The sequence below is a fragment of the Thiomicrorhabdus hydrogeniphila genome, from assembly GCF_054656895.1.
In genome coordinates, this window is sequence record NZ_BAAHXL010000001.1 from 1,354,497 (window position 1) to 1,378,748 (window position 24,252).

Genomic DNA, 24,252 nt, shown 5'->3' on the forward strand with positions numbered 1-24,252 from the left:
ATGAGCGAAAATTTCGTTGACCAAGATCCACAAGAAACTCAAGAATGGCTAGACGCCTTAGAAGCAGTTGTTTCTTTAGAGGGATCAGATAAAGCACAGCACATTATAGCGACTTTAATTGAAAAGGCGCGTGTGCATGGAATTGATATTCCATACGCAGCTAATACCCCTTATTGCAATACCATTGCCGAGGATGAACAAGCGCATTACCCAGGTAACGTCGGCATTGAACAAAAAATGCGTGCCATATTACGTTGGAATGCGATGGCAATCGTATCAGGTGCAAACAAAAATACCAGCGTAGGTGGCCACATTGCCTCTTATGCTTCTAGCTGTACTTTATATGAAGTAGGGATGAACCACTTCTTCAAAGGTCCTAAGCACGAAAAAGGTGCAGATATGATTTTCTTCCAGGGGCATACCGCTCCTGGTATGTACGCTCGTTCATTTATGGAAGGGCGCTTGGATCAAGAACAACTTAGAAATTACCGTCAAGAAGTGGGTGGTAATGGTCTTTCTTCTTATCCTCACCCGTGGTTAATGAGTGATTACTGGCAGTTCCCAACTGTATCAATGGGGCTTGGGCCTTTAATGTCTATTTACCAAGCACGTTTTATGAAATACATGGAAGCCCGTGGATTAGCTAAAACAGAAGGCCGTAAAGTTTGGGCATTCTTAGGTGATGGTGAGATGGATGAACCAGAATCTCGTGGTGCATTACAGCTTGCTAGACGTGAAAAACTAGACAACTTAGTCTTTGTTATTAACTGTAACTTACAGCGTTTAGATGGCCCTGTTCGTGGTAACGATAGCATTATTCAAGAACTTGAAGGCGTGTTCCGTGGAGCAGGCTGGGCAGTGACCAAAGTTATTTGGGGTTCTGGATGGGATCGTCTTTTACAAAAAGATACTTCAGGTAAACTGATTGAGCGTATGGGTGAAGTGGTTGATGGTGAATACCAGGCCTATAAAGCTAAAGACGGTGCCTTTGTTCGTCAACATTTCTTTGGTAAGTACCCAGAAACTGCGGCTTTAGTTGCAGACATGACCGATGACCAAATCTTTAAACTATCTCGTGGTGGTCATTCACCTCGTAAGATTTATAACGCGTATAAACGTGCAGAAGAGACTAAAGGTCAACCAACGGTTATCTTAGCCAAAACGGTTAAAGGTTACGGAATGGGGCCTTATGGCGAATCAGCCAATACGGCTCACCAACAGAAAAAATTAGATTACGAAGGCTATAAATACTTCCGTGATCGTTTCTCTATTCCATTTTCAGATGAAGACCTAGCCAAACAAGTGCCTTTCTATGTACCTGACGAAGATTCAGACGTTATGAAGTACATGAGAGAGCGTCGTGAAGCCTTAGGTGGTTCATTACCTTCTCGTCAAGACAATGCCGAGCCACTTCCAGTACCCGCATTAGAAAGCTTTAAAATGCTAACAGATGGTACAGGTGACCGTGAAATGTCAACCACTATGGCGTTTGTGCGTATTGTCTCTATCCTATTACGTGACAAGACTATCGGGCCACGTGTTGTGCCAATCATTCCAGATGAAGCACGTACTTTTGGTATGGAAGGTCTATTCCGTCAAGTCGGTATTTACGATCCAGCAGGTCAGTTATATGAGCCAATGGATAACGACCAATTGATGTGGTACAAAGAATCATCAAACGGCCAAGTATTTGAAGAAGGGATTAACGAAGCCGGTGCAATGGCTAACTGGATTGCCGCTTCTACCGCTTATGCAAACTACGGCGTAAGCATGATTCCTTTCTATATCTACTACTCAATGTTTGGTTTCCAACGTATTGGTGATTTAGCTTGGGCAGCGGGTGACTCTCGTGCTCGTGGTTTCTTAATTGGTGGTACAGCAGGTCGTACAACGTTAGAAGGTGAAGGTCTTCAACACCAAGATGGTCATAACATTATTCAGTATGATCACATTCCAAACTGCATGAGCTACGATCCAACATTTGCATTTGAAATGGCCGTCATTATTCGTGACGGTATCAAACGTATGTTCCATGGCAAAGAAGATGTTTTCTATTACATCACTGCCATGAACGAAAACTATTCACACCCGGCAATGCCAGAAGGGTCTGAAGAAGATATCTTAAAAGGTCTTTATAAATTTAAAGATTCAACCGCTAAACACAAAAATCGTGTTCAGTTAATGGGGTCGGGTACTATTTTCCGTGAAGTGATTCAAGCGGCAGAAATGCTTGAAAATGACTGGAATGTGTCAGCCGATATTTGGGGTGTACCAAGTTTTAACTTGCTACGTCGTGACGGAGTTGAAGCAATGCGTTGGAATACAATGCATCCAACTGAAACACCAAAAGTACCATTTGCTACTGAAAAGTTACAAGGTGCTAAAGGGCCATTTATTGTGGCTACGGATTATATTCGTGACTACCCAGAACGTATTCGTCAATATGTTCCAGGTGACTATTATGTATTAGGTACAGACGGCTTTGGTCGTTCTGATACGCGTGAACAGCTACGTAAGTTCTTTGAAGTTAACAGCCAATATGTGGTTGTAGAAGCACTTAAAGCGTTAGCTGATGCTGGAAGCATTAAGCCAGAAGTGGTGGCAGAAGCCATTACTAAATATGGCATTGATAGCGAAAAAGCTTACCCAGTTCACGCTTAAATGTTGCAAGCCTTTATTTGGTTTAAACCAAATTAATGGCTTTTTCATTAGGGTGTTTTACAAACAATTAAAAAACGCCCAAATACCGAATTTTTGAGACCTTAGTCACACGCTTTATTTATAAAGTAACTAAGGCCTCCATACAAAGGAAACTTTGACATGGCGATACAACAAATTACGATTCCTGACATTGGTGATTTTGACGCAGTTGAAATCATTGAAGTCCTAGTCTCTGTCGGCGATACCGTTGCCGTAGACGACTCACTATTGACCTTAGAATCAGACAAAGCAACAATGGAAATTCCATCCCCTTTTGCTGGCACAATCACCAATATCACAGTAGAAGTGGGTGGCAGTGTTTCAGAAGGCGATCACGTTTTTGATATTGAAGTTTCTGGCGATGCCGCTGCACCTGCTGAAGAAAAATCAAAACCAGAACCTGTTGCAGAAGCTCCTAAACCAGCACCCGCGCCTCAAGCTGCTCAAAACACGGCACCAAAAGAAACGCATGCAACGGTTGAAACCTCTCCAATTGTGGCCGCCGCCGCTAACAAGCCGGTTAACGCACAAACAATGGGTTCAAAATCTCATGCCTCACCATCGGTACGTGCCTTTGCACGTAAATTAGGTGTAGATTTAGAGCACGTTTCAGGTTCAGGCCCTAAAGGTCGTATTATTCAAACAGACGTTGAAGCCGCCATTAAAGCGGTAATGTCTGGTCAAACGGCGGCACCTGGTCAAGCCGCAATGAGTGGTACAGGTATTCCGCCTATTCCAGATGTTGATTTCAGCAAGTTTGGTGAAACCACCACCGAAGAGCTAGGCAGAATCAAAAAAATCTCTGGTAAGTTCTTACACGCAAGCTGGTTAAACGTGCCGCACGTCACTCAGTTTGACGAGTCAGACATCACTGAGATGGATCAGTTCCGTAAAGACCAAAAAGCCGCTGCAGAAAAACAGGGCGTTAAATTAACACCGCTTGTTTTTGTAATGAAAGCCGTGGTTAAAGCCCTACAAGACTTTCCAAGTTTTAATGCTTCATTAACTTCTGATGGTCAATCCATTATCAAAAAATCTTACTACAACATTGGTATTGCCGTAGATACACCAAATGGCCTAATGGTACCCGTGGTTAAAGATGTCGATAAAAAAGGTATTTACGAACTTTCTCGTGACCTAATGGAAATCTCTGCCAAAGCACGTGATGGTAAGTTGGGGCCAGCCGATATGGCAGGTGGTACTTTCACTATCTCTAGCTTAGGTGGTATTGGTGGCACGCAATTCACGCCAATCGTAAACGCACCAGAAGTAGCCATTATGGGGCTATCTAAAGCCAAAATGCAGCCCGTTTGGAATGGTTCAGAATTCATTCCACGCTTAATCATGCCATTTAGCGTTTCTTACGATCACCGTGCTATTGATGGTGCAGAGGGTGTTCGCTTTACCACCACGGTTGGCAACTACCTTACTGACCTACGTCAGTTGATTCTTTAATAGGAGCGTAAGATGAGTAAAATTATAGACATCGTAGTTCCAGATATCGGCGATTTTGCCGAAGTTGACGTTATTGAAGTATTAATCTCAGCAGGCGATGAAGTTTGCCAAGATGATTCATTAGTCACTTTAGAATCTGATAAAGCCACAATGGAAATTCCTGCGCCATTTGCAGGTAAAGTCGTTTCTTTTACTGCCGCAGTAGGCGATAAAGTAAAAGAAGGGTCCATTCTAGGTACTATGGAAATTGCCGCACAAGATACCGTTTTAGCTAACGTAGAAGAAAGTGTTGCAACACATGAACCAGAATCACCAAAAGAATCTGCACCGCAAGCTGACTCTAATGCTGTAGTCTCTGCAAGTGATTTACCACCTGCAGATATGCAGTGTGAAGTCCTAGTCTTAGGTTCAGGGCCAGGTGGTTATACCGCTGCGTTCCGTGCCGCTGACTTAGGTAAAAAAGTCGTTATGATTGAAAAATACAGCAATATTGGTGGCGTTTGTTTAAACGTTGGTTGTATTCCATCAAAAGCCTTATTACACATGTCTGTGGTATTAAATGAAACCAAAGAGATGGGCGCACACGGTATTACCTTTGCCGAACCACAAATTGATATTGATAAAATCCGTGCCTTTAAAGACGGCGTTATTAATAAACTAACAGGCGGTTTATCAGGCCTGGCAAAAGCGCGTAAAGTTGAAGTGGTGACCGGTTACGGTAAATTCACTTCGGCTAATACCGTTTCAGTAGAAGCCGAAGATGGTTCAATTAAAACCATCGCCTTTGAAAAAGCCATTATCGCCGCTGGTTCACGTGTAGTTAAACTACCATTTATTCCACATGATGACCCTCGTGTTATGGATTCAACAGGCGCATTAGCCCTAGAAGAAATTCCAAAACGTCTATTAGTCATTGGTGGCGGAATCATCGGGCTAGAAATGGCTCAAGTTTATGATTCTTTAGGCTCAAAAATCACCGTGGTAGAACTGGGTGATACCATTATCCCAGGTGCTGACAAAGACATCTCTAAACCACTGCTTAAGAAAATTAAGAAAAAGTATGAAAACGTATTCTTAAAATCAAAAGTCACCAATGTTGAAGCCAAACCAGAAGGTTTATTAGTGACCTTTGAAGGTAAAGGTTGCCCAGAAACTGATATGTTCGATCGCGTATTAGTCGCCGTTGGTCGTGCCGCAAACGGTAAACTCATTGATGCCGAAAAAGCTGGTGTTGCGGTAGACGATTGGGGCTTTATTGACGTTAACGAACGCCAAGAAACCAATGTTTCTAATATCTATGCCATCGGTGATATCGTTGGCCAACCAATGTTAGCCCATAAAGCAGTACACGAAGGTAAAGTGGCGGCAGAAGTCATTAACGGCATGCCAAGTGCGTTTACCCCAATGTCAATTCCATCAGTCGCCTATACCGATCCAGAAGTCGCTTGGGCAGGTAAAACCGAAGAAGAACTCAAAGCCGAAGGCATCGAATACGAAAAAGGTGCATTCCCTTGGGCAGCGTCTGGTCGTAGCTTAAGTCTAGGGCGTGACGAAGGTCTAACCAAAGCCATGTTCTGTGCCAAAACACACCGTTTACTAGGGTGTGGAATGGTCGGACCAAATGCTGGTGAACTGATTGCCGAAGCCATGCTAGCGATAGAGATGGGGGCTGATATGCAAGATATTGGTCTTACTATTCATCCGCATCCTACGTTGTCAGAGACGCTTTGTTTTGCGGCTGAGATGGCGGAAGGAACGATTACAGATCTAATGCCACCTAAAAAGAAAAAATAGAATTTTTTCTTTTTACTCGCGAAAGTAATTAGGGTTGCGGCTAAAACGTGCCATTTCTGCGTTATGAAAATGATCACATACTTATAGTATGCTCAACATTTTCAAGCCTTGAACTGACAAGTTTTATCTCGCAACATATAATCAAATTGCAATTAATATAGCCCGATTGATTTCTCGGGCTTTTTTGTTTTAAGGATCTTTACTATGAAGTTTAAGGATGTTCCCGAAAGTGCGGGAGGTTTTACAAAAAGAGGTGGGTTTGGATCTGTATCGGTTGTTGAAGACGTTAATGGTAATAGATTTGCTAAAAAGACATTAAACCCTGATCAAGCTTTGATTGAAAACGTTGGACAAGAGCACCTTGAAAGACGCTTTAAAAGAGAAGTGAAATACCAAAGTGCTGTTCAACATAAAAATGTTGTCCCTATTATTGAATCTTTTTTAGATCAAGATCCTCCTTTTTTTATTATGCCGTTGGCTGAAGGAACACTTCAGGACGAATTGAAGCTTGATTCGTCGTTATCTGGTAACTATAAAGAAGTTCTTTATGATGTTCTTGCGGGTATAGAAAGGTTACATGAGCTTGGGTATGTTCATAGGGACTTAAAACCTGCAAATATTTTAAAGATTTCAGAGGGGGAGCAGCACTATTACGCGGTTTCTGATTTTGGATTAATGTCTGTCGATGAATCAGATTCCTCAACGTTAACAGGCAGTAATGCTCAAGGTGGTACTCAAAATTATGCAGCACCTGAGTTAATGCGCAATTTTAAAGCTGCAACGCCTGTAGCAGACATATATTCTTTTGGGGCTATTCTTCATGATATTTTTGGAAGTGGTGCTAGAAGAATTCCTTTTACTGAATTGACAGTTCCTGGTCCACTAGGTGATGTTGTTCAGAAATGTACTAAAACTAACCCAATCAGAAGGTATTCATCAATCTCAAAGCTTAGAGAAGATTTATACAATGTTTTGAGTACGGGGGATGTTGAATTTAGTTCCAATAATGAAGAAAAACTGGCAGAAATACTTAAGAAATCAGACCAGTTAACAGATGATGAATGGGATGAAATTTTTTTATTATTTGAGGAAGATGAAGAAAGAGTCAGTCATTGCCGGAATATTTTTGCAAACTTGACTTTTGATCATTTGAATAATTTAAAAAATTCCTCCCCTGAGCTTTTCATTGCATTAGGTCATTATTTTTCAAACTTCATAACACACAACGGTTTTGATTTTGATTATTGTGATGTTTTAGCAAATAAGGCAGAGTTTTTTTATGAATATGGTGATGTTTCTCTAAAAGCTAAGATAATGCTTGGATTATTAGAGTTAGGAACTAGCCACAATCGATGGTATGTGGAAAGAAAATACTATAGACTTACTACTGAATCAGATTCTAATGTTATTAGTAGAATGCTTATTGAAGCAGATGTGAACGGTATTAATTTAGGTCCAATGATTAAACACTTAGAAAGGTCTATAGGTGTTTCACGTTTAGGGTTAAATCCTCTAATTGTTGAATATCTTGATGAGAAAAAATGATGTTACAGATAACCTCTTTTAGTAAGCAAGGTAGAGAAAAAGCTAATCAGGACTGTGTTTTTTTTACAAAGAAAAGACACGAAAATCTTGTTGCGATTGCCGATGGAATGGGTGGTTTGGAATCTGGAGATCTTGCTGCAAGTTGTGTTATTGATGTTTTAACAGCTGAATTTGAAAAATCAGATTTTGATTACCCTTATGCTTTTAGACAAATTAAAAACCAGATTGATGAATTGGCAGTAGTGCAAGGGTATGAAAAAATTGGATCAACATTAACATCTTGTTTGATTACAAATATGAACGTTAAAGTTGGTCATGTTGGTGATTGCAGGCTTTATCATTTAAGAAATAATGGTATCGTCACCATCACTAAAGACCAAACTGAAGTACAAAAGCTAATTGATGAAGGAATTCTATCCAAAAATAGAGCTAAAAAGTACAGTAGAAAGAATATTTTATTATCAGCGATTACTAATTTTACTGACTATGATCTTTTCTTAACCTCATTTACTGTAGAAAAGGGGGATCGACTTATCTTAATGAGTGATGGCGCTTATAGCTTGATACGTAAAGTTGAAATAAGAGATATATCTGTAAACTCTTTAAATATTGAAGATCTTAAAAATAATGTTTTAAATTTAATTGAGTCTCGCGATATTAAAGATGATTATTCTGCAATTTTTTTAGAAGTTTAAAAAAGGAAAAGGGGACGCTACCCAATGCCATTAAGTTAAGCTGTAAGTCGTTGTTTTATAGGCATGATTTATACTCAATTGGCAGTTCTAATTTCTCTTTACTTCTCAAAGTCCTATTGAATTTTCGACCTTTTCTAATGGCCGTTACTGATAATGCTATCTTATTAATTAGCCTTCGAAGTTCTTTATCTAATTTACGAGTTGGTCCGTGAGCCAAAAAAATAAACCTGACTAGTGAGTGTTTCATTTTAGAAACCGTCTGTGCAAAATTAACTCGATATTTGAGTTTGCGTTTTTTATCTTTTCGGTTCACTTTTTTCTGTGCTACCCAGCTGTGTATTTCTGTTAGATTAGCTGCTAAGATTTTGGCAAAAAAATCCTGTCTGATTGACAACGCAGTCTTGCCTGAAAAGTTGGTAATTTCTAGCCATTGTTTTAATCGCTTATAGTTTTCTTCAATGCCCCAACGTAAAAAATAAAGATGTTTAAAGCAACTCGTTGGATAATGTCTTTCATCCATTAAATTGGTGATTAATACCTCAACCTCTGAGTCTAGGTCTACCCGAATTAAACGCAGTGTAATAGGGGCAGCATCCAATTCATTTTGTTGACATTGATTGGCAGAGTATTTTGAGGGCTTAAGCGTGACCACTTGTTGTTTAGCACCGCTCTTTACAAAAGCTTGAGCGATCTTGAGTTGGTTTACCTTTACTCTTGCACAAAACTTTCTATTGCATTGTTGATGATAAGCATAAATAGGGAAGCCACCATAGCCTCGGTCATATAACACTAAATCTTTGTTGGTTGAGTAATGAAGGTGTTCAATTGCGCAAGTTCTCTCTGATGTATGAATCGATTCAATGGTTGAATCGATCACTACGCGGTTTAAAACATCATAAAATACAGAACAAAGTGCCATAGGGCAGCCCTCGGTTGAATTCTGTCCTTTATGTACGCCAAAATTATCGACTATATTTTTTGATTTGGGTAGTCGCATCATAGAGCCATCAATGGCTGCTAATCGAAACCCTTTCCAATGCTTTAAACGTTTAGATTCAGCATAAACATGATTGACCAAGTGGTTGTTTAACGTTTTGAAGGTCAATGAGCATAACTGACTTCTTGCCTGAGTTAAAGCAGACTGCGAAGGTAATCGGCGAGAAGAACTAGACTGAACATGTTCAAAGAACTGATTGAGTTCTGTTTGCCCTGTTTGTTTTCTAAAATTGAGTAGAAAAAGAACTAAACTGGAAAAATCTAAGCTGCGATTTCGAGTGAAAGCAGTTTTGGATAGACGGTGTTGTTTTATGAAAGAAGGTCTAGATAAAATATTATTAATAAGGGTATAAGTGTTTTTAAATGAAGTTTAAAGATGACATTTGTTAATTCCTTTTCTATAACCAAAATGTAAGCTTTATCTTAACATAATCAATGCGTTACAGCTTAACTTAATGGCATTGGGACGCTACCCAATGCCATTAAGTTAAGCTGTAAGTCGTTGTTTTATAGGCATGATTTATACTCAATTGGCAGTTCTAATTTCTCTTTACTTCTCAAAGTCCTATTGAATTTTCGACCTTTTCTAATGGCCGTTACTGATAATGCTATCTTATTAATTAGCCTTCGAAGTTCTTTATCTAATTTACGAGTTGGTCCGTGAGCCAAAAAAATAAACCTGACTAGTGAGTGTTTCATTTTAGAAACCGTCTGTGCAAAATTAACTCGATATTTGAGTTTGCGTTTTTTATCTTTTCGGTTCACTTTTTTCTGTGCTACCCAGCTGTGTATTTCTGTTAGATTAGCTGCTAAGATTTTGGCAAAAAAATCCTGTCTGATTGACAACGCAGTCTTGCCTGAAAAGTTGGTAATTTCTAGCCATTGTTTTAATCGCTTATAGTTTTCTTCAATGCCCCAACGTAAAAAATAAAGATGTTTAAAGCAACTCGTTGGATAATGTCTTTCATCCATTAAATTGGTGATTAATACCTCAACCTCTGAGTCTAGGTCTACCCGAATTAAACGCAGTGTAATAGGGGCAGCATCCAATTCATTTTGTTGACATTGATTGGCAGAGTATTTTGAGGGCTTAAGCGTGACCACTTGTTGTTTAGCACCGCTCTTTACAAAAGCTTGAGCGATCTTGAGTTGGTTTACCTTTACTCTTGCACAAAACTTTCTATTGCATTGTTGATGATAAGCATAAATAGGGAAGCCACCATAGCCTCGGTCATATAACACTAAATCTTTGTTGGTTGAGTAATGAAGGTGTTCAATTGCGCAAGTTCTCTCTGATGTATGAATCGATTCAATGGTTGAATCGATCACTACGCGGTTTAAAACATCATAAAATACAGAACAAAGTGCCATAGGGCAGCCCTCGGTTGAATTCTGTCCTTTATGTACGCCAAAATTATCGACTATATTTTTTGATTTGGGTAGTCGCATCATAGAGCCATCAATGGCTGCTAATCGAAACCCTTTCCAATGCTTTAAACGTTTAGATTCAGCATAAACATGATTGACCAAGTGGTTGTTTAACGTTTTGAAGGTCAATGAGCATAACTGACTTCTTGCCTGAGTTAAAGCAGACTGCGAAGGTAATCGGCGAGAAGAACTAGACTGAACATGTTCAAAGAACTGATTGAGTTCTGTTTGCCCTGTTTGTTTTCTAAAATTGAGTAGAAAAAGAACTAAACTGGAAAAATCTAAGCTGCGATTTCGAGTGAAAGCAGTTTTGGATAGACGGTGTTGTTTTATGAAAGAAGGTCTAGATAAAATATTATTAATAAGGGTATAAGTGTTTTTAAATGAAGTTTAAAGATGACATTTGTTAATTCCTTTTCTATAACCAAAATGTAAGCTTTATCTTAACATAATCAATGCGTTACAGCTTAACTTAATGGCATTGGGACGCTACCCAATGCCATTAAGTTAAGCTGTAAGTCGTTGTTTTATAGGAATGATTTATACTCAATTGGCAGTTCTAATTTCTCTTTACTTCTCAAAGTCCTATTGAATTTTCGACCTTTTCTAATGGCCGTTACTGATAATGCTATCTTATCAATTAGCCTTCGAAGTTCTTTATCTAATTTACGAGTTGGTCCGTGAGCCATGAATCAATGGGGTCAGACTGAAGTTCCCCCAATAAACTGGACTGTTTAGACTCTATTATAAAAAGCCTTTTCATAATTTACAGGTGATTCATAATCTAAATATGAGTGTCGCCTGACCTTGTTGTAAAACACTTCTATATACTCAAAAACACTGCTTTGAGCTTCTTCTCTTGTTTGGTAAGTCCTTTGATAGATTAACTCTGTTTTTAAGGTACTAAAGAAGCTTTCTGCCACGGCATTGTCGTGGCATTCTCCTTTTCGACTCATGCTTTGTATGATCTTATTGCTTTTAAACAATGACAAGTAAGCATCAGCTCGGTAGGTTGATCCTTGGTCAGAATGTAAAAGCACCTTCTGTTTCAGAGGCTTCATTTTAACAGCCATCTTTAATGCTGTTGCCACCAGATTTGCATCATTATTCTTGCTCATAGCCCAACCATTCACTTTACGAGAGTAAAGATCAATAATGACGGCAAGATACAGCCAGCCTTGGCGAGTGTAAATGAAAGTCGTGTCGCTTACCCATTTTTGATTGGGTAACGGAGCAGTAAATTGCCTATCTAAAATGTTATCTGAAAACCCTCTCGTGTTTCGAGCGATCTTGGCTCTCTTATGCTTGTTAGAGGTAAAAGCGAATAAGCCGTTCTCTTTCATCATTCTAGCGACTTTATTTAGGCTGATTATGATGTTATTTGCTTTAAGTTCTTTATATATTCTCGGTGATCCATAGTTACCACGTCCAGCTTTATAGGCCTCAATAATCTTCTGTAAGAGATAGTTATTCCGTTTACTTCGACGGCTAACAGGTGCATTTTTCCAATGATAAAATCCACTTTTGGATACACTCATGCATTGACACAAAAAGGCAATAGGATAATTGACCTGTTGCTGAGCAATAAACTTGAATTTTACTCTCTTTGATCCTCGAAGTATGTCTGAGCCTTTTTTAAGATTTCATTCTCCATTTCTGACAGTTTAAGTTCTTTTTGTAAACGGTTATTCTCTTTAATAAGTTCAGAAACAGTAAGTTGCCGATGTTCGGTATCTTCAGTTTGAGCGGTTCTTTTGAATGCTTTACCTTCTTTGGTTTCCAATTGATGTCTCCATTTATAGATCATGTTTCGACGAATACCAAGATCTCTAGCAAGGTGTGCGATCACCGTATCAGGAAGACTGGCCAGCCGTAGGGTTTCAATTTTAAACTCTTTCGTAAAGGCGGTGTACTTTCTGCTCATTTTGGACTCCTAAATGTTAATATTTAGTGTCCAGTTTTATGGGGGAACCTCAAAGCCGTTTTTTGTGGATAACTCATTGAAGTTTAATCTGAATTAAAAGTTACCAGGCCTGGTAATTTGTATAAACCGTTTAGCATTTTTGTTAAGCGGTTTTTTTATGTTAGAATTTTATTATTTACGTGTTTATACTTAGCTTAATGGTGTTTTGTCATTACAGGGTTTTACGTTAGTAACTTTTAATTATCCAGTTGGATAAAGAGTGATACAATGAAAATTATAAAATTTTGGTTAGGTGAGTTTTGTCCTTTTGATGATAGCTTTCAACAAGTTAAAGATGCTCAAGCAAAAGTTAAAATCTTAACTCGGTTACGCCGTTTGCAGTTGGGTAATCGGGGTGATTTTAAGAATATTGAAGGCAATTTGTATGAGTTGCGTATTGATGTAGGTAAAGGTTGGCGTGTTTATTATCAACAGCAGGCTAATGATTTGGTTTTGCTTTATCTAACGGGTAACAAGCCAACGCAATCAAAAGACATTAAAAAAGTAAAAGGCTGGATAAATGAAAACAACTGAATTGAATGTGTCTGAATATTTAGCAACTGAAGAAGATGTTAAGCATTATCTACAAGCGGCATTAGATGAAAATGATCCTGAGTTTTTTATAGATGCTTTGGCCGTTGTAAGCCGTTCTAAAGGTATGAAAGAAATCTCTGAAAAAGCGGGGTTGGGTTATCAAAGTTTATATAAATCGTTTGGTGCAGGTAAGCATCCTCGTTTTGAAACGGTTTATAAAGTCATTCACGCTTTAGGCCTTAACTTTAGGTTAGTTTGATGGAAATTGAATTCCAAAGTACAACACATAAAAAATTACTTAACAGGCACAGTTGATTGATTTGATTATTTAAAATTACCAGGCCTGATATTTACTGTGAAAATCTATGCCTTGTGAGAATAGCGTAAATTGTAAAACGGTTTAGAAATAGAGATTACTCGCCTTTTATTTAAGAATAATGGGTGATTTGAATGATTATGATTGCAGCCTTTAAGCGCTACTGTAAGATGTTCTTTGAATCGTAAGGTTAAAATACTTAATAAATGTTCAAGTCGAAAGTTAATAATGAATCCAGAAAACTTAAAAAAACTCGTTGAAGTTACAATGCCTTTTGGAAAATACAAGGGTAGAATTATTGCTGATTTACCTGGAAATTACCTTAACTGGTTTGCAAGTAAGGGCTTTCCGCCGGGTAATTTAGGGCAGTTATTGGCTTTAATGCAGGAGTTGGATCACAATGGTTTAAAGTACCTTCTTGATCCGTTAAGAAAATAAGCGTTTAAATTAATAAAGGAATTAATGCGGTTAAACTTGATTGATTTGATTAACCAAAATTACCAGGCCTGGTTAGTGTTTTAGAAACAAAGAACCCGTTATTTAACGGGTTTTTTTATTGATGGAAAAGGGGTATTAACACAGACCTTTTTTAATGATGTTTATTTCCTGTTTTTTCAGTATTGATTTGATGTTGGTAAATACTTTTTACCTGTTTTCTGTTCTAATATTTTTTTTTGTAAAAATACACACAATCACAACGAGATACTATGACGCAATTAAATAAACTCGCGACAGCGATTATTCCCAACAACGGCGGTGAGTTGGTTTTATTACAGCGTGAAAATGAATTTACAATAAAGCTTTCTGGTTCACGTGGTGTATTGATGAATAGCGGGGTTTATAACTCCGAACAGGAGTTGGCCAAGCTTGGTTGTGCGCATATTAAAAACCAAGAGAGCGCAAACGTTTTAGTAGGCGGTTTGGGAATGGGTTATACCTTGGCTGCCGCGTTGGCGTGTGTGACGGCGAGTTCAAGGGTAACGGTGGCAGAACTTATTTCAGAGGTGGTTGAATGGAACCGTGGCCCATTAGGTGAATGCGCAGGTAAGCCATTAGAAGATGAACGCAGCCAGGTGCAATTAGGCGATATCGCTGAATTAATCAAAGAAGAGAAGCCAGATTTTGACGCCATTTTATTGGATGTTGATAATGGGCCAGACGGCATTACAAATAGTGATAATAATTGGCTTTATTCTCCCGCAGGATTAAGTGCCTTATATAACAACTTACGCCCTAAAGGGATGCTTGCTGTGTGGTCTGCATGTCCAGATTTTCAGTTTATTACCCAACTAAAAAAGGCAGGTTTTAAAGTGTCTAACAAAACCGTAAGAGCAAGAGCCGGTGGTAAAGGAAGCCGACATACCATTTTTCTTGCTAAAAAGCCTTAACGTTGCTTAGTTATACTGTGCTTGTAACGCCATGAATTTAAGATTTACCAGGCCTGGTAAATCTTGTTGTTAAGTTAAGGTTTGTAAGTACACCTTAACTCTATGAAACCAATTAACCCGCTTTTTAGCGGGTTTTTTGTGAGTCTAATTTGGCTTTTTGGGTATGTAAATTTTGTGATGGTTAGCTTTAAAACTAAAACTTAATAACTCATCAGGATATATAGTAATTGAGAAGCCTTTTAATTAAAATTTCTTTGCCTTGCATTTCAATAATAGGCTTCCCGTTACTCTTTTTGCTTGCCCAAAAAGAGTAACCAGAAAAAAGGCACCCCACTCCATAAATAGGCAAGTTCTAAGCTTGTGAACTGAAAACGCTGAACTCGCTACGCTCAAACGAAGAACTTGGCTGGAGCGTAGCGGAGAGACAAGAAGCAGCAGCGTTTCTTAACCGTTCACTACACTAAGAACCTTGCACTTTTTATTCCAAGGGGAAATTGCCGTTGCTCGAAAGTTCATCATTTATATTTATAACTCTAAAACAATCACGAAATTTACATACCCGGCTTTTTTAAGCTGCTATTTTGTCTTTTATTTTTATGTCATTATTCTTTGTTTACTTACATATTTTTGTTAATGGCTAATGACTAATTACTAATTACTTTTTAGTATTTACTTAGCCTGCTAATCTAATTAAAATACTTAGCAAGCTAACCAAAAAGAATTCTTGTTATGAAAAAGTATCTAGAGCAGTCTAATCATGTTTCGGTTGTTGAAAAGCTTGGCCACATTCATAGACAGTGGCGAAGCATTATTGATAACGAATTGTCGCCTTTAGGTTTAACGCATCCGCGTTGGACAGCAATGTGGAAACTGTGGCGAATGGGTGGTGATGTTAGTCAGAAAATGCTTGCCGATGCCTTAGAAATTGAACTTGCTTCTTTAATGAGAACTTTAGGGAAATTAGAGGCACAAGGTTTAATTGAGCGACATACTAGCCCAAATGATAAAAGGGTACGTATTGTGGTTTTAACGCAAGAAGGTAGGGTCATTATAAAACAGATGGAAGCCAGAATTATTCAGACTAGAACTGAGCTTTTGTCGAGAATTACGCCCGAAGAAATGGGGGTTTTTGATTCGGTTGTTGAGCGTATTGCAGAAAATGTTCAGCAAAAATTGAATTTAGAATCTACAGAATCTACAGAATCTAAGATGTAATAAGAGGTAAGCTTAAAGTGACACCAGATCAACAATTTGCTCGTCTTGTAAAATTTTCTATGCTCTTGTTTTTGGTTATTTTAGGGTATTTTGTGTTCTCTGATTTAAAAATACCTCTGACAACTGAAGCCATGGCTACTCGTAATGTGGTTAAAGTTGCCCCTCAAATTAGTGGGCGGGTAAACAAGGTGTTTGTTCATAATAATCAAGCCGTAAAAAAGGGCGATATTTTATTTAGTATTGAACAATCTTCTTATCAATTAGCTTTAGAAACATCACAGTTGGCTTTACAAAAAGCCATTCAAAATAATGCCGAGTTAGATGCTTCTATAAAAGCCGTTACCGCCCAAATAGAGGCAAATAAAGCCACGTTAATTCAAGCCCAAAGAGACGCAAAAAGATTGGATGCTTTGTATAAAATTAAAGGGGTTTCTTTACAATTAAGAACACAAGCCGATACGGATGTAACCACTGCTAAAGCGCAACTTATGGCTTCTAAAGCCCAATTATTAAAACTGAAAGTCAGTAGGGGTCGTGTTGACCAAAATAATCTTAAATTACGCCAGGCCAAAAACCAGATAGCGCAAGCCAAATTAAACCTAAGTTATACTCAAGTTCATGCAGAACAAAATGGGGTTGTTACCAATTTGCAGTTAATGCCTGGCAGCATGGTTAGTCGCAATAAACCTGCATTGGCACTTGTTTCTGATGGGGTTGATGTTATTGCCGACTTTCGTGAAAAAACACTTCAAAAAGTGACTAATCATACAAAAGCTTGGGTAACCTTTGATTCAGATCCTGGTGAAATTTTTAACGCTACCGTTACCAGTCGTGATGCAGGGGTGAGCGAAGGGCAGTTTAATGCAAACGGTATTTTAGCCACACCCATTAAGTCAAATCGCTGGATTCGTGATGCTCAAAGAATGAGATTGCATCTTAAGCTAAGTGATAAAACCCTGCCTTTGTTAGCAACTGGTTCTTTAGCAACGGTACAGATTAGGCCAAATAATGTTTTATATGGCTTTTTGGCGAGATTACAGATTAAAGCCATGAGTCTTATGCATTATATTTATTGAGCTTTAACGTGATTATTCTTAAAAATATTCCCTTAACCGATAATATGCTACGTCGTAGTATACGTGTTGCATTTGGGGCAACCTTAGGTTTTGCAATATGCAAAATATTGGGTTGGGATTATGGCGTGTTTTTTACTATTTTTCCTATTTTATTATTGGGGCTTGTTCCTAAAATGAATGGCCATGCGGCACGTCAATTACTCTCTTCTTCCGCTTTAACGGGGGTAGAGGTTAGTCTTTTAGGTGGGCTATTTGGCACACATCCAGGAATGATGATTCCTATTGTTTTTGTGCTATTTTTGTACCGCTTTATTAGCATGTCTAAAGGCAGTTTATTCTTATTTGGGGCAACCGGCACGGTAAGTTTAAGTATTATGCTGCATTTTGCAAGCTACCAAAATACAGATATCAATGACATGATATTTACAAATTTTATTGCCAGTATTTTTTCGACTCTTATTGCTTTTGTATTAATAACGTTGATTCCCGATAAAGCTGAAAATGCGCCAAAAAAACCACCTAAAAAACAGGCAAACCGAATGAGGCATGAATCCATTATGGGGGCCAGCGTTGCAACGTTATCTTTTGTAGCGTTTCAAGTTTTTGATTTATATGATTCGCTTTCAGCGCAAGTAACCACCGTTTTACTGCTGTTTCCGATGCACTGGAACGGCTCTTTAACCTACGCCAGACAACGCTCTATGGGGTCAATGATTGGTGTTTCTTATGCACTTATTGTTCAACTTTTACTGCAAAATTGGTCAGATACACTGTTGTTTGTAGTTATGTTTTTATGGCTAGGCACTTTAATTTTTGGCCAATGGCATGTTAAAGAAGCCGCTGGGTCAGGTGTTGGCTTTAGTGCAATGACTACCTTAGCGGTTCTTTTTGGTATGTATCTCACACCCCAAAATGATCTGGTTTATAGTTCTTTATATCGTGTTAGCAGTATTAGCGTGGCAATTATAGGCACATTAATCGCCATTTACGTTATGCATTATGTGCTTAATCAATTTAAATCAACAAGCTATTCTGCAGCCGCAACATAAACCGTAAATAAAAAATATTGTAAATTGGGTTTACTCTAAGCGTACGAGTCTATGTTGTTCTTTGGGCATACCAGGCCTGGTAAATTTTGGTATTTACTTGTTTTTTTAATAAGAAAAGGTGGTGCAAATAGATGTATTTGTTATTTGAAAGTATGAGTATTGCTAGAATAAATGATGGCGAATTGGAGAAAAGCTTATGAATCTAAAACCTGTATTAGCTTATTGGCAAACGCCTGAATTTAAGCAAGTGTTACAAAAAGAATTACAGCAATTAGATCAATCACAATTTCCGTTACAACAAGGTTTAGCCGTTAGCAATAGGGTGGCCGATGGCGATATTAGCTTTATGCTCGTTAATACTGATGAAACTCAGCAGGCTTTAATTTTAACGGTATTGGTATTTTATAACGGCATTCTAGCGGGGGATTGTTGTGCAGGTGACCCAACGCCAGTTTGTGAACAACCTGAACAGTGTAAAGTTAGGCTTACGATTTTAAAGAAAGATGGGCAAACTGACATTTGTTTGCTTGATGAGGATGATTAAGCAATCAGAATTGGTTGTTTGTATCGAATTATTGGTGCACCTATTTAAGTTTTTTAGCGCATCCTAACCTGACCAGGCCTGGTAATTTAAATGTAAATACTTTAGCTATTTTATCTACCTTAGCTACTTTAGCTATTTAATCTACTTAATCTAATGTCTTAGGCTTTTAAAACCAAACTTATAGCGTTAAAGCTTAATGTTATAGGGTTAATTTTTGGGTTTCGTTAACCATTCTGTTAAACGGTAAGAGAGCCAAAGACCCGCCCCTATAATAATCCAAGCAAAGACCAAAACCATTGCGGCGCTAATGAATGTTTCTCCTTGATATAGACCGATTGTGGCAATAATAAAAGAAAAAAATCCTCCATTACGAACAGCTCTTTTAATCATATAAGTGGATTGTGACATGCTTTTAGCTCTTGAAGTTAATGTGCGATAAGTATTCTTTAATGCTTGCTACTATAGCTGTTTTAGTTGCGTTTTCCTATAAATTATCATGAGTTTTTACCAGGCCTGGTAAATTTCAAAAAATACATAAATAGACAGCGTTCTACCTTATAAAAGACCCTAAAACAGCACGCTCGTGTTTTTTAATGTCATTATTGCAGTTATGAGAAAACTGTAATCTTTAATCTTAATGTATATCTTTGCCATTATTTGCTAACATTTAAAGGGTAAAATTAGCCAAAGTTGAGCTAGATAAAGGAGGAACAATGATTAATAAAACATTAATAATGTGTACTACCATTTTCATGCTTTTTTCAACGCAAGCTTGGTCTGCAGAAACGGCTAAATCGGATCTTAAGGTAAAAATTACAGATAAAATGGGTTCGATCACCGTGAAGCACAATGGCAAACCTATTGTGATTCAGCGTAATCAAAATGCAGATAATACCATTATTGCAGACTACGCTTTAACCTCAAGAAATTGCCCACCTTTTTGTGTACAACCCATAAACCTATTACCAGGCGTACATACCATTGGTGAAATAGAAATGCTTAATTTTCTTAAGCGTAAATCAGATGGTGACAAAAACCTACTAATTATAGATTCACGTACACCAGACTGGGTGGCTAAAGGTACGATTCCAACTGCGATTAATATTCCGTGGACGCAACTATATCGCAAAGCATCTAACTTTGAACCAATGGTTGTAGAGACTATTTTAACCGAACGTTTTGGCGCAAAAGTAGATGATGGTATTTGGGATTTTTCTAATGCAAAAGATTTAGTGATGTTTTGTAATGGCCCATGGTGCGGGCAGTCGCCAACCAATATTAAAACATTAGTGAGCATGGGGTATCCGGCTGATAAAATTTATTGGTACAGAGGTGGTATGCAAGCTTGGAACGCTTTAGGGTTAACAACGGTTAAGCCATAATTAAAAAGGTTTCACTATACACTTAACGTTATTAAAGTTAATCGTGTTTAAGTTGCATAATAAAAACCCATTTAACGTTTTGTTAAATGGGTTTTTTATTATATAAAATTAAGATATTTTATTAAGATATTTTGTATTGTTTTAGGTTTAAGAGGTCGTTCTCTAGTTAAAAAAACTGGCGTTACTGAGAGCGTATTGAAAAAGCATTTAATTATTTTTTATTGATTGGATCCTATCCAAATTTGTTGAATGTTAACAAACTCCATAATGCCGTGTGGCCCTAGTTCTCGTCCGTATCCTGAGCGTTTAATACCGCCACTTGGTAGGCGAGGGTCAGTTTTGACAATGCCATTAATTGTGACTTGCCCCGCTTCAATTAATGGAGCTATTTTTAATGCTTTGTTGGTATCTGCAGTCCAAATGGAGGCTGCTAAACCGTAAGGGGTGTCATTGGCAATTTCTAAAGCATGTGCCTCAGACGTTGCTTTCATAACTACGGCAATTGGACCAAAAGTTTCTTCACAAGAGGCTTGCATTTCAGGGGTCACATCTACCAAAAGCGTAACAGGGTAAAAGTAGCCATCACCTTCAGGCATTACACCACCTAGTAAACAGCGCCCACCTTGTTCTATCGTCATTTGTACTTGTCGGTGAAGTCCTTGGCGAAGGTCGTCACGTGCAATGGGGCCAATTTGTGTTTCGGGGTTGGCAGGGTCGCCCATTTTAAGTACCGCTAAACGAGCGTGAAGTTTTTCAATAAAGGTATCATAGACACCTTCCATTACTATTAATCGTTTTGCTGCAATACATGATTGCCCAGCATTGATGATTCGTGATACCGCTAAGGCTTCAACGGCCTTATCTAAATCTGCATCTTCAAATACAATGCTTGGGTCAGATCCGCCTAGCTCTAATACAGCAGGTTTGATTAGGGAAGCGGCGAGAGAGGCGACTTGTGAGCCTGCACGACTTGAACCTGTGAGTGATACCGCTTGTACGGCATCATGTTTAATAACGGATTCAACTTGTTCTCGTTGTATCGGTAGGTTTTGCATTAAACCAGCAGGTAACCCAAGTTCAGTAGACGCTTTATCAAATAGTTCGGCAATAGCGGTCGCGCAAGCAGGTACATGTTCATCGTGCTTCATTAAACAGGTGTTGCCAGCCATAATTGCTGGGGCACTAAAGCGAAATGCTAACCAAAAAGGTGCGTTCCAAGGTAAGATGCCTAAAATAGTGCCTAATGGTAAGTGTTGAACATAGCTGTGTTTTGCATCTGAGGGTAAATCAACAGAAGCTAAATACGCTTCACCGTTTTCAGCATAATGTTCGGCACACCAAGCCGATTTTTCAACTTCGGCATAGGCTTCATTAATGGGTTTGCCCATCTCAATTGTCATAAATTGAGCTAGGTTTTCTTTGTCTTCTCGCATTAGCTCGGCAACCCGTTTTAGCAGTTTAGAACGGGTGGCAAAGTCGGTTTTTTTCCAATCTTTAAATGCTTTGACCGATTGATCAATCACAGAGGTAAGTTGTGATTGAGTTAATGACGGAAAGCGATGGATTTCTTTTCCTGTGGCAGGATTGGTGGCTACTAACATCGCTACTCCTATTTTGCTTTATTGGCTTTTGATTTATCAGGGCTGTCTTTAGGGCTGCTTTTAGAGTGGCTTATTGGGGTAATAATTTTGCTTTGTTCACTATTGGTGGCGTTTGGTTTAATGGTAAAGTCCTGTTCAATATCATCAAAAAATGAACCACAACCATCTTCAGTAATATAGAAGGTGTCAGATATACCGCAGGTTTTATCACCATCAATACCCCATAACCAGGGAATAATGTGGAACGTCATTCCGGGTTTTAGTATGTCGGACTGGCCTTGATTTAAACTCAGAATATAACCTTCATCCCAAGAGGGCGGAAAGGCGATACCAATTGAATAACCAGAGCGAGTGATTAAGCGGGCACCGACTTTATTTTCATGCAAAATACTTCGCACTAAACGGTCGACATCTGAAACGGTAACCCCAGGACGTAGTTCGTTTTTTAAGGTGCTAAGTGCTTTTTTCATCACTTCTTGTGCTTGATACATACTGTCTGACAATTCTCCACAAACAGCGGTACGCATCATCGCTGTGTGGTAGCGACGATAACAGCCTGCAATTTCAATAAAAACATGTTCATTTGCTTTAACGGCACGACCTTCCCAAGAGGCATGTCCAATCATGGTTCTAGGTCCAGAGGTTACGTAGGGCATAACTGCTGGTATCTCGCCACCAGCGGCAAACATGGCTTGACTGATTGCACCACCAATTTCATTTTCAGTTACGCCAACTTGAACGGCTTCCATACCTGCTTTCATACCCGCTTTAGTTGCAAAAGCTGCTTTTTGCATGGCTTCTAATTCATAGGTTGATTTACAGATACGACTTTGTTCAACGATTCCAAAACAATCTATTAAACGACTTCGCATAAAGGATGTTTTAAACACGTCTTGCTGATAAGCATTAAAGTAATAAGAGTTACGCTCATATCCAATAGTGCCGCCTGCTAAACCAAATTCGACCAATGAAGTGACGAGCATTTGAATGGCATCACCCGTATCAGGGTAGGGGCGAGTGACTTCAACCCAGGTACGGTGAACAACGTTGGACTCTTCTAGTTTTCGGGTAACCATAAATGGTTCACCTTCTAAAGGCACCACTAAGGCCTGAAAAAATGAGTAGCCTGTTGTTTGATAGTCCGTCAAATACATAATATTTTCAGCATCTGAAATAATAACCGCATCTAATAAGCGTTCTGTCATGCGAGTACGTAATTCATTTATACGGCGTTGGTATTCCACAAAAGGGAATGTCATATCATCTCTTTCTCTCATGGTTATTCTCCTTATGCGGCTTTAATTTGGCGTGCAATGGCTTGTTTGAAGATGGTTAGTCCTGCTTGTAAGTCTTCGTCAGGAATGGTTAAGGGGGGAATCAGTTTCATCACTTCTCCACCAATGCCGCAAGGGCCAAATAGCATGCCGTGTTCAAAGCAATCATTGGCAATGGCTTTAGATAAGTTGCCATCACCAACATCAAGCGCTTGCATCATGCCTTTACCTCTAACGCTAAACCCTTTATATGCATAGTCATCAGCAATTTCTTGCAAGGCTTGGCGCATAATTTCACCTTTTTGCTGAGTTTCTTGCATAAAGGTATCGTCTTCAAAGTAGCGTAGAGCTTCTCGTCCAGCGACAAAAGAGAGGTTTTGACCGCGAAAGGTTCCAGTGTGTTCGCCTGGTTTCCAGTGTTTATCGTGTTCGGGTTTTACTAGGTTCATCGCCATTGGCGTGCCCATGCCACCAATGCCTTTAGCAAGAGTAATAATGTCAGGCTCAATGCCTAGGTCATCAAAGCTAAAGTATTGTCCTGTTCGACCACAACCAGCTTGAATGTCATCGACAATGAGTAAAGCACCAAGTTCTTTGGCTAAGGCTTGCAAAGCTTGCATCCATTCTTTAGAGGCGACATTAACACCGCCTTCGGCTTGAATGACTTCAACAATAAAAGCGGCTGGAGCTTCCACGCCGCTTGAGGTGTTTTGGTACATGGCTTTTAAGGTGTTTAAGGTGTCTAGACCGCCACCCTGATGTGTTTCAAATGGGCAGCGTGATACGTTTTGTAAAGTGACGCCAGCAGCGTCTCTAAAATATTGATTGGCTGTGCAAGCTAATGCACCTAAGGTCATGCCGTGAAAGCCTTGTGTAAAAGACACGATGGTTTCACGTCCTGTGACTTTACGAGCCAGCTTGAGTGCCGCTTCAACGGCATTAGTACCTGTTGGACCCATGAATTGTAGTTTATAATCCATGTTTCTAGGTTTCAGTATGGTTTCTACAAAAGCTTTAATAAATTCCCGTTTAGGTGGTGTCATCATGTCTAAAGTGTGTATTACTCCACCAGACTGAAGGTAATCAACCATTGCTTCGGTCATTTTTGGATTGTTATGTCCAAAATTAAGCACTCCTGCACCAGCATAGAAATCTATGTATTCCTTGCCGTTTTCATCTATTTGCTTAGCGTTGTCACCCTTAACAAATACTGATGGATAAGTACGACTGTAGGCTCTGATATCTGATTCATAGTTTGCAAACCAATCCATGCTTCTTCCCCTTTATACTGAATTTT

22 protein-coding genes are annotated in these 24,252 nt (G+C 38.9%); 14 read left to right on the forward strand and 8 right to left on the reverse strand.

Annotated features, from left to right (window positions below; all coding sequences use genetic code 11):
• The 5 genes from aceE to ACYQ0E_RS06125 all read left to right on the forward strand — a co-directional run bounded on the left by aceE (window position 1) and on the right by ACYQ0E_RS06125 (window position 8,189).
• A complete protein-coding gene (aceE, locus tag ACYQ0E_RS06105; protein ID WP_460187357.1) occupies window positions 1–2,661 on the forward strand; it encodes a pyruvate dehydrogenase (acetyl-transferring), homodimeric type in 2,661 nt (886 codons plus the stop codon).
• A 159-nt stretch (window positions 2,662–2,820) separates the two neighbouring features.
• Window positions 2,821–4,155 carry a dihydrolipoyllysine-residue acetyltransferase gene (gene aceF / locus ACYQ0E_RS06110; RefSeq protein WP_460187358.1) on the forward strand — a complete coding sequence of 445 codons (1,335 nt, stop codon included), beginning with the start codon at window positions 2,821–2,823 and terminating at the stop codon, window positions 4,153–4,155.
• A 12-nt stretch (window positions 4,156–4,167) separates the two neighbouring features.
• Window positions 4,168–5,949, forward strand: coding sequence for a dihydrolipoyl dehydrogenase (gene lpdA, locus ACYQ0E_RS06115; RefSeq protein ID WP_460187359.1), 1,782 nt, complete (start codon window positions 4,168–4,170; stop codon window positions 5,947–5,949).
• 204 nt (window positions 5,950–6,153) lie between these two features.
• Window positions 6,154–7,494, forward strand: coding sequence for a serine/threonine-protein kinase (locus ACYQ0E_RS06120; RefSeq protein ID WP_460187360.1), 1,341 nt, complete (start codon window positions 6,154–6,156; stop codon window positions 7,492–7,494).
• Complete coding sequence (locus ACYQ0E_RS06125; protein ID WP_460187361.1) at window positions 7,491–8,189, forward strand: PP2C family protein-serine/threonine phosphatase; 699 nt, start codon at window positions 7,491–7,493, stop codon at window positions 8,187–8,189. Before ACYQ0E_RS06120 ends, ACYQ0E_RS06125 begins: the two co-directional genes overlap by 4 nt.
• Before the next feature lie 55 nt (window positions 8,190–8,244).
• On the opposite strand, the gene ACYQ0E_RS06130 is transcribed toward ACYQ0E_RS06125, so the two are convergent.
• The 4 genes from ACYQ0E_RS06130 to ACYQ0E_RS06145 all read right to left on the reverse strand — a co-directional run bounded on the left by ACYQ0E_RS06130 (window position 8,245) and on the right by ACYQ0E_RS06145 (window position 12,537).
• Window positions 8,245–9,528, reverse strand: a complete 1,284-nt coding sequence (locus tag ACYQ0E_RS06130; protein WP_460188702.1) for an IS4 family transposase — start codon at window positions 9,526–9,528, stop codon at window positions 8,245–8,247.
• 164 nt (window positions 9,529–9,692) lie between these two features.
• Window positions 9,693–10,976 carry an IS4 family transposase gene (locus ACYQ0E_RS06135; protein ID WP_460188702.1) on the reverse strand — a complete coding sequence of 428 codons (1,284 nt, stop codon included), beginning with the start codon at window positions 10,974–10,976 and terminating at the stop codon, window positions 9,693–9,695.
• Window positions 10,977–11,347: 371 nt separating this feature from the next.
• Window positions 11,348–12,235 (reverse strand): IS3 family transposase, encoded by an 888-nt coding sequence (locus tag ACYQ0E_RS06140; RefSeq protein WP_460188703.1) that lies wholly within the window; start codon window positions 12,233–12,235, stop codon window positions 11,348–11,350.
• On the reverse strand, window positions 12,211–12,537 hold the full coding sequence (locus ACYQ0E_RS06145) for a transposase (protein ID WP_460187362.1): 327 nt from the start codon (window positions 12,535–12,537) through the stop codon (window positions 12,211–12,213). The genes ACYQ0E_RS06140 and ACYQ0E_RS06145 overlap by 25 nt, the downstream gene beginning before the upstream one ends.
• Before the next feature lie 267 nt (window positions 12,538–12,804).
• On the opposite strand from ACYQ0E_RS06145, the gene ACYQ0E_RS06150 reads away from it, so the two are divergent.
• The 8 genes from ACYQ0E_RS06150 (at window position 12,805) to ACYQ0E_RS06185 (ending at window position 18,698) form a co-directional block, all read left to right on the forward strand.
• Window positions 12,805–13,110, forward strand: a complete 306-nt coding sequence (locus ACYQ0E_RS06150) for a type II toxin-antitoxin system RelE/ParE family toxin (protein ID WP_460187363.1) — start codon at window positions 12,805–12,807, stop codon at window positions 13,108–13,110.
• The gene (locus ACYQ0E_RS06155) at window positions 13,097–13,369 is read left to right on the forward strand and encodes an addiction module antidote protein (protein ID WP_460187364.1); all 273 of its coding nucleotides are present in this window, start codon (window positions 13,097–13,099) and stop codon (window positions 13,367–13,369) included. Before ACYQ0E_RS06150 ends, ACYQ0E_RS06155 begins: the two co-directional genes overlap by 14 nt.
• 285 nt (window positions 13,370–13,654) lie before the next feature.
• Window positions 13,655–13,864, forward strand: a complete 210-nt coding sequence (locus ACYQ0E_RS06160) for a DUF3820 family protein (protein ID WP_460187365.1) — start codon at window positions 13,655–13,657, stop codon at window positions 13,862–13,864.
• Window positions 13,865–14,133: 269 nt separating this feature from the next.
• Window positions 14,134–14,814, forward strand: a complete 681-nt coding sequence (locus tag ACYQ0E_RS06165) for a spermine/spermidine synthase domain-containing protein (RefSeq protein ID WP_460187366.1) — start codon at window positions 14,134–14,136, stop codon at window positions 14,812–14,814.
• 729 nt (window positions 14,815–15,543) lie between these two features.
• The gene (locus ACYQ0E_RS06170; protein WP_460187367.1) at window positions 15,544–16,029 is read left to right on the forward strand and encodes a MarR family transcriptional regulator; all 486 of its coding nucleotides are present in this window, start codon (window positions 15,544–15,546) and stop codon (window positions 16,027–16,029) included.
• Between the two features lie 17 nt (window positions 16,030–16,046).
• Window positions 16,047–17,105, forward strand: a complete 1,059-nt coding sequence (locus ACYQ0E_RS06175; RefSeq protein ID WP_460187368.1) for an HlyD family secretion protein — start codon at window positions 16,047–16,049, stop codon at window positions 17,103–17,105.
• 8 nt (window positions 17,106–17,113) lie between these two features.
• The gene (locus ACYQ0E_RS06180) at window positions 17,114–18,154 is read left to right on the forward strand and encodes a DUF2955 domain-containing protein (protein WP_460187369.1); all 1,041 of its coding nucleotides are present in this window, start codon (window positions 17,114–17,116) and stop codon (window positions 18,152–18,154) included.
• A gap of 196 nt (window positions 18,155–18,350) precedes the next feature.
• Window positions 18,351–18,698, forward strand: a complete 348-nt coding sequence (locus ACYQ0E_RS06185) for a hypothetical protein (RefSeq protein WP_460187370.1) — start codon at window positions 18,351–18,353, stop codon at window positions 18,696–18,698.
• Between the two features lie 207 nt (window positions 18,699–18,905).
• Here ACYQ0E_RS06185 and ACYQ0E_RS06190 read toward each other — a convergent pair whose 3' ends face one another.
• Window positions 18,906–19,106: a hypothetical protein gene (locus ACYQ0E_RS06190; RefSeq protein ID WP_460187371.1), complete on the reverse strand. Its 201-nt coding sequence runs from the start codon at window positions 19,104–19,106 to the stop codon at window positions 18,906–18,908.
• A 305-nt stretch (window positions 19,107–19,411) separates the two neighbouring features.
• Here ACYQ0E_RS06190 and ACYQ0E_RS06195 point away from each other — a divergent pair, with 305 nt between their 5' ends.
• A complete protein-coding gene (locus ACYQ0E_RS06195; protein WP_460187372.1) occupies window positions 19,412–20,080 on the forward strand; it encodes a rhodanese-like domain-containing protein in 669 nt (222 codons plus the stop codon).
• Between the two features lie 218 nt (window positions 20,081–20,298).
• Here the strand turns inward: ACYQ0E_RS06195 and ACYQ0E_RS06200 are convergent, their stop codons facing one another.
• From ACYQ0E_RS06200 to ectB, 3 genes are read right to left on the reverse strand one after another with little or no spacing between them, the layout of a single operon-like run.
• Window positions 20,299–21,681: an NAD-dependent succinate-semialdehyde dehydrogenase gene (locus tag ACYQ0E_RS06200; protein WP_460187373.1), complete on the reverse strand. Its 1,383-nt coding sequence runs from the start codon at window positions 21,679–21,681 to the stop codon at window positions 20,299–20,301.
• A gap of 8 nt (window positions 21,682–21,689) precedes the next feature.
• Entirely contained in the window at window positions 21,690–22,958 is a 1,269-nt protein-coding gene (doeA, locus tag ACYQ0E_RS06205) for an ectoine hydrolase (RefSeq protein ID WP_460187374.1), read from the reverse strand.
• An 11-nt stretch (window positions 22,959–22,969) separates the two neighbouring features.
• Entirely contained in the window at window positions 22,970–24,226 is a 1,257-nt protein-coding gene (gene ectB, locus ACYQ0E_RS06210) for a diaminobutyrate--2-oxoglutarate transaminase (protein ID WP_460187375.1), read from the reverse strand.
• Window positions 24,227–24,252 lie beyond the last annotated feature (26 nt).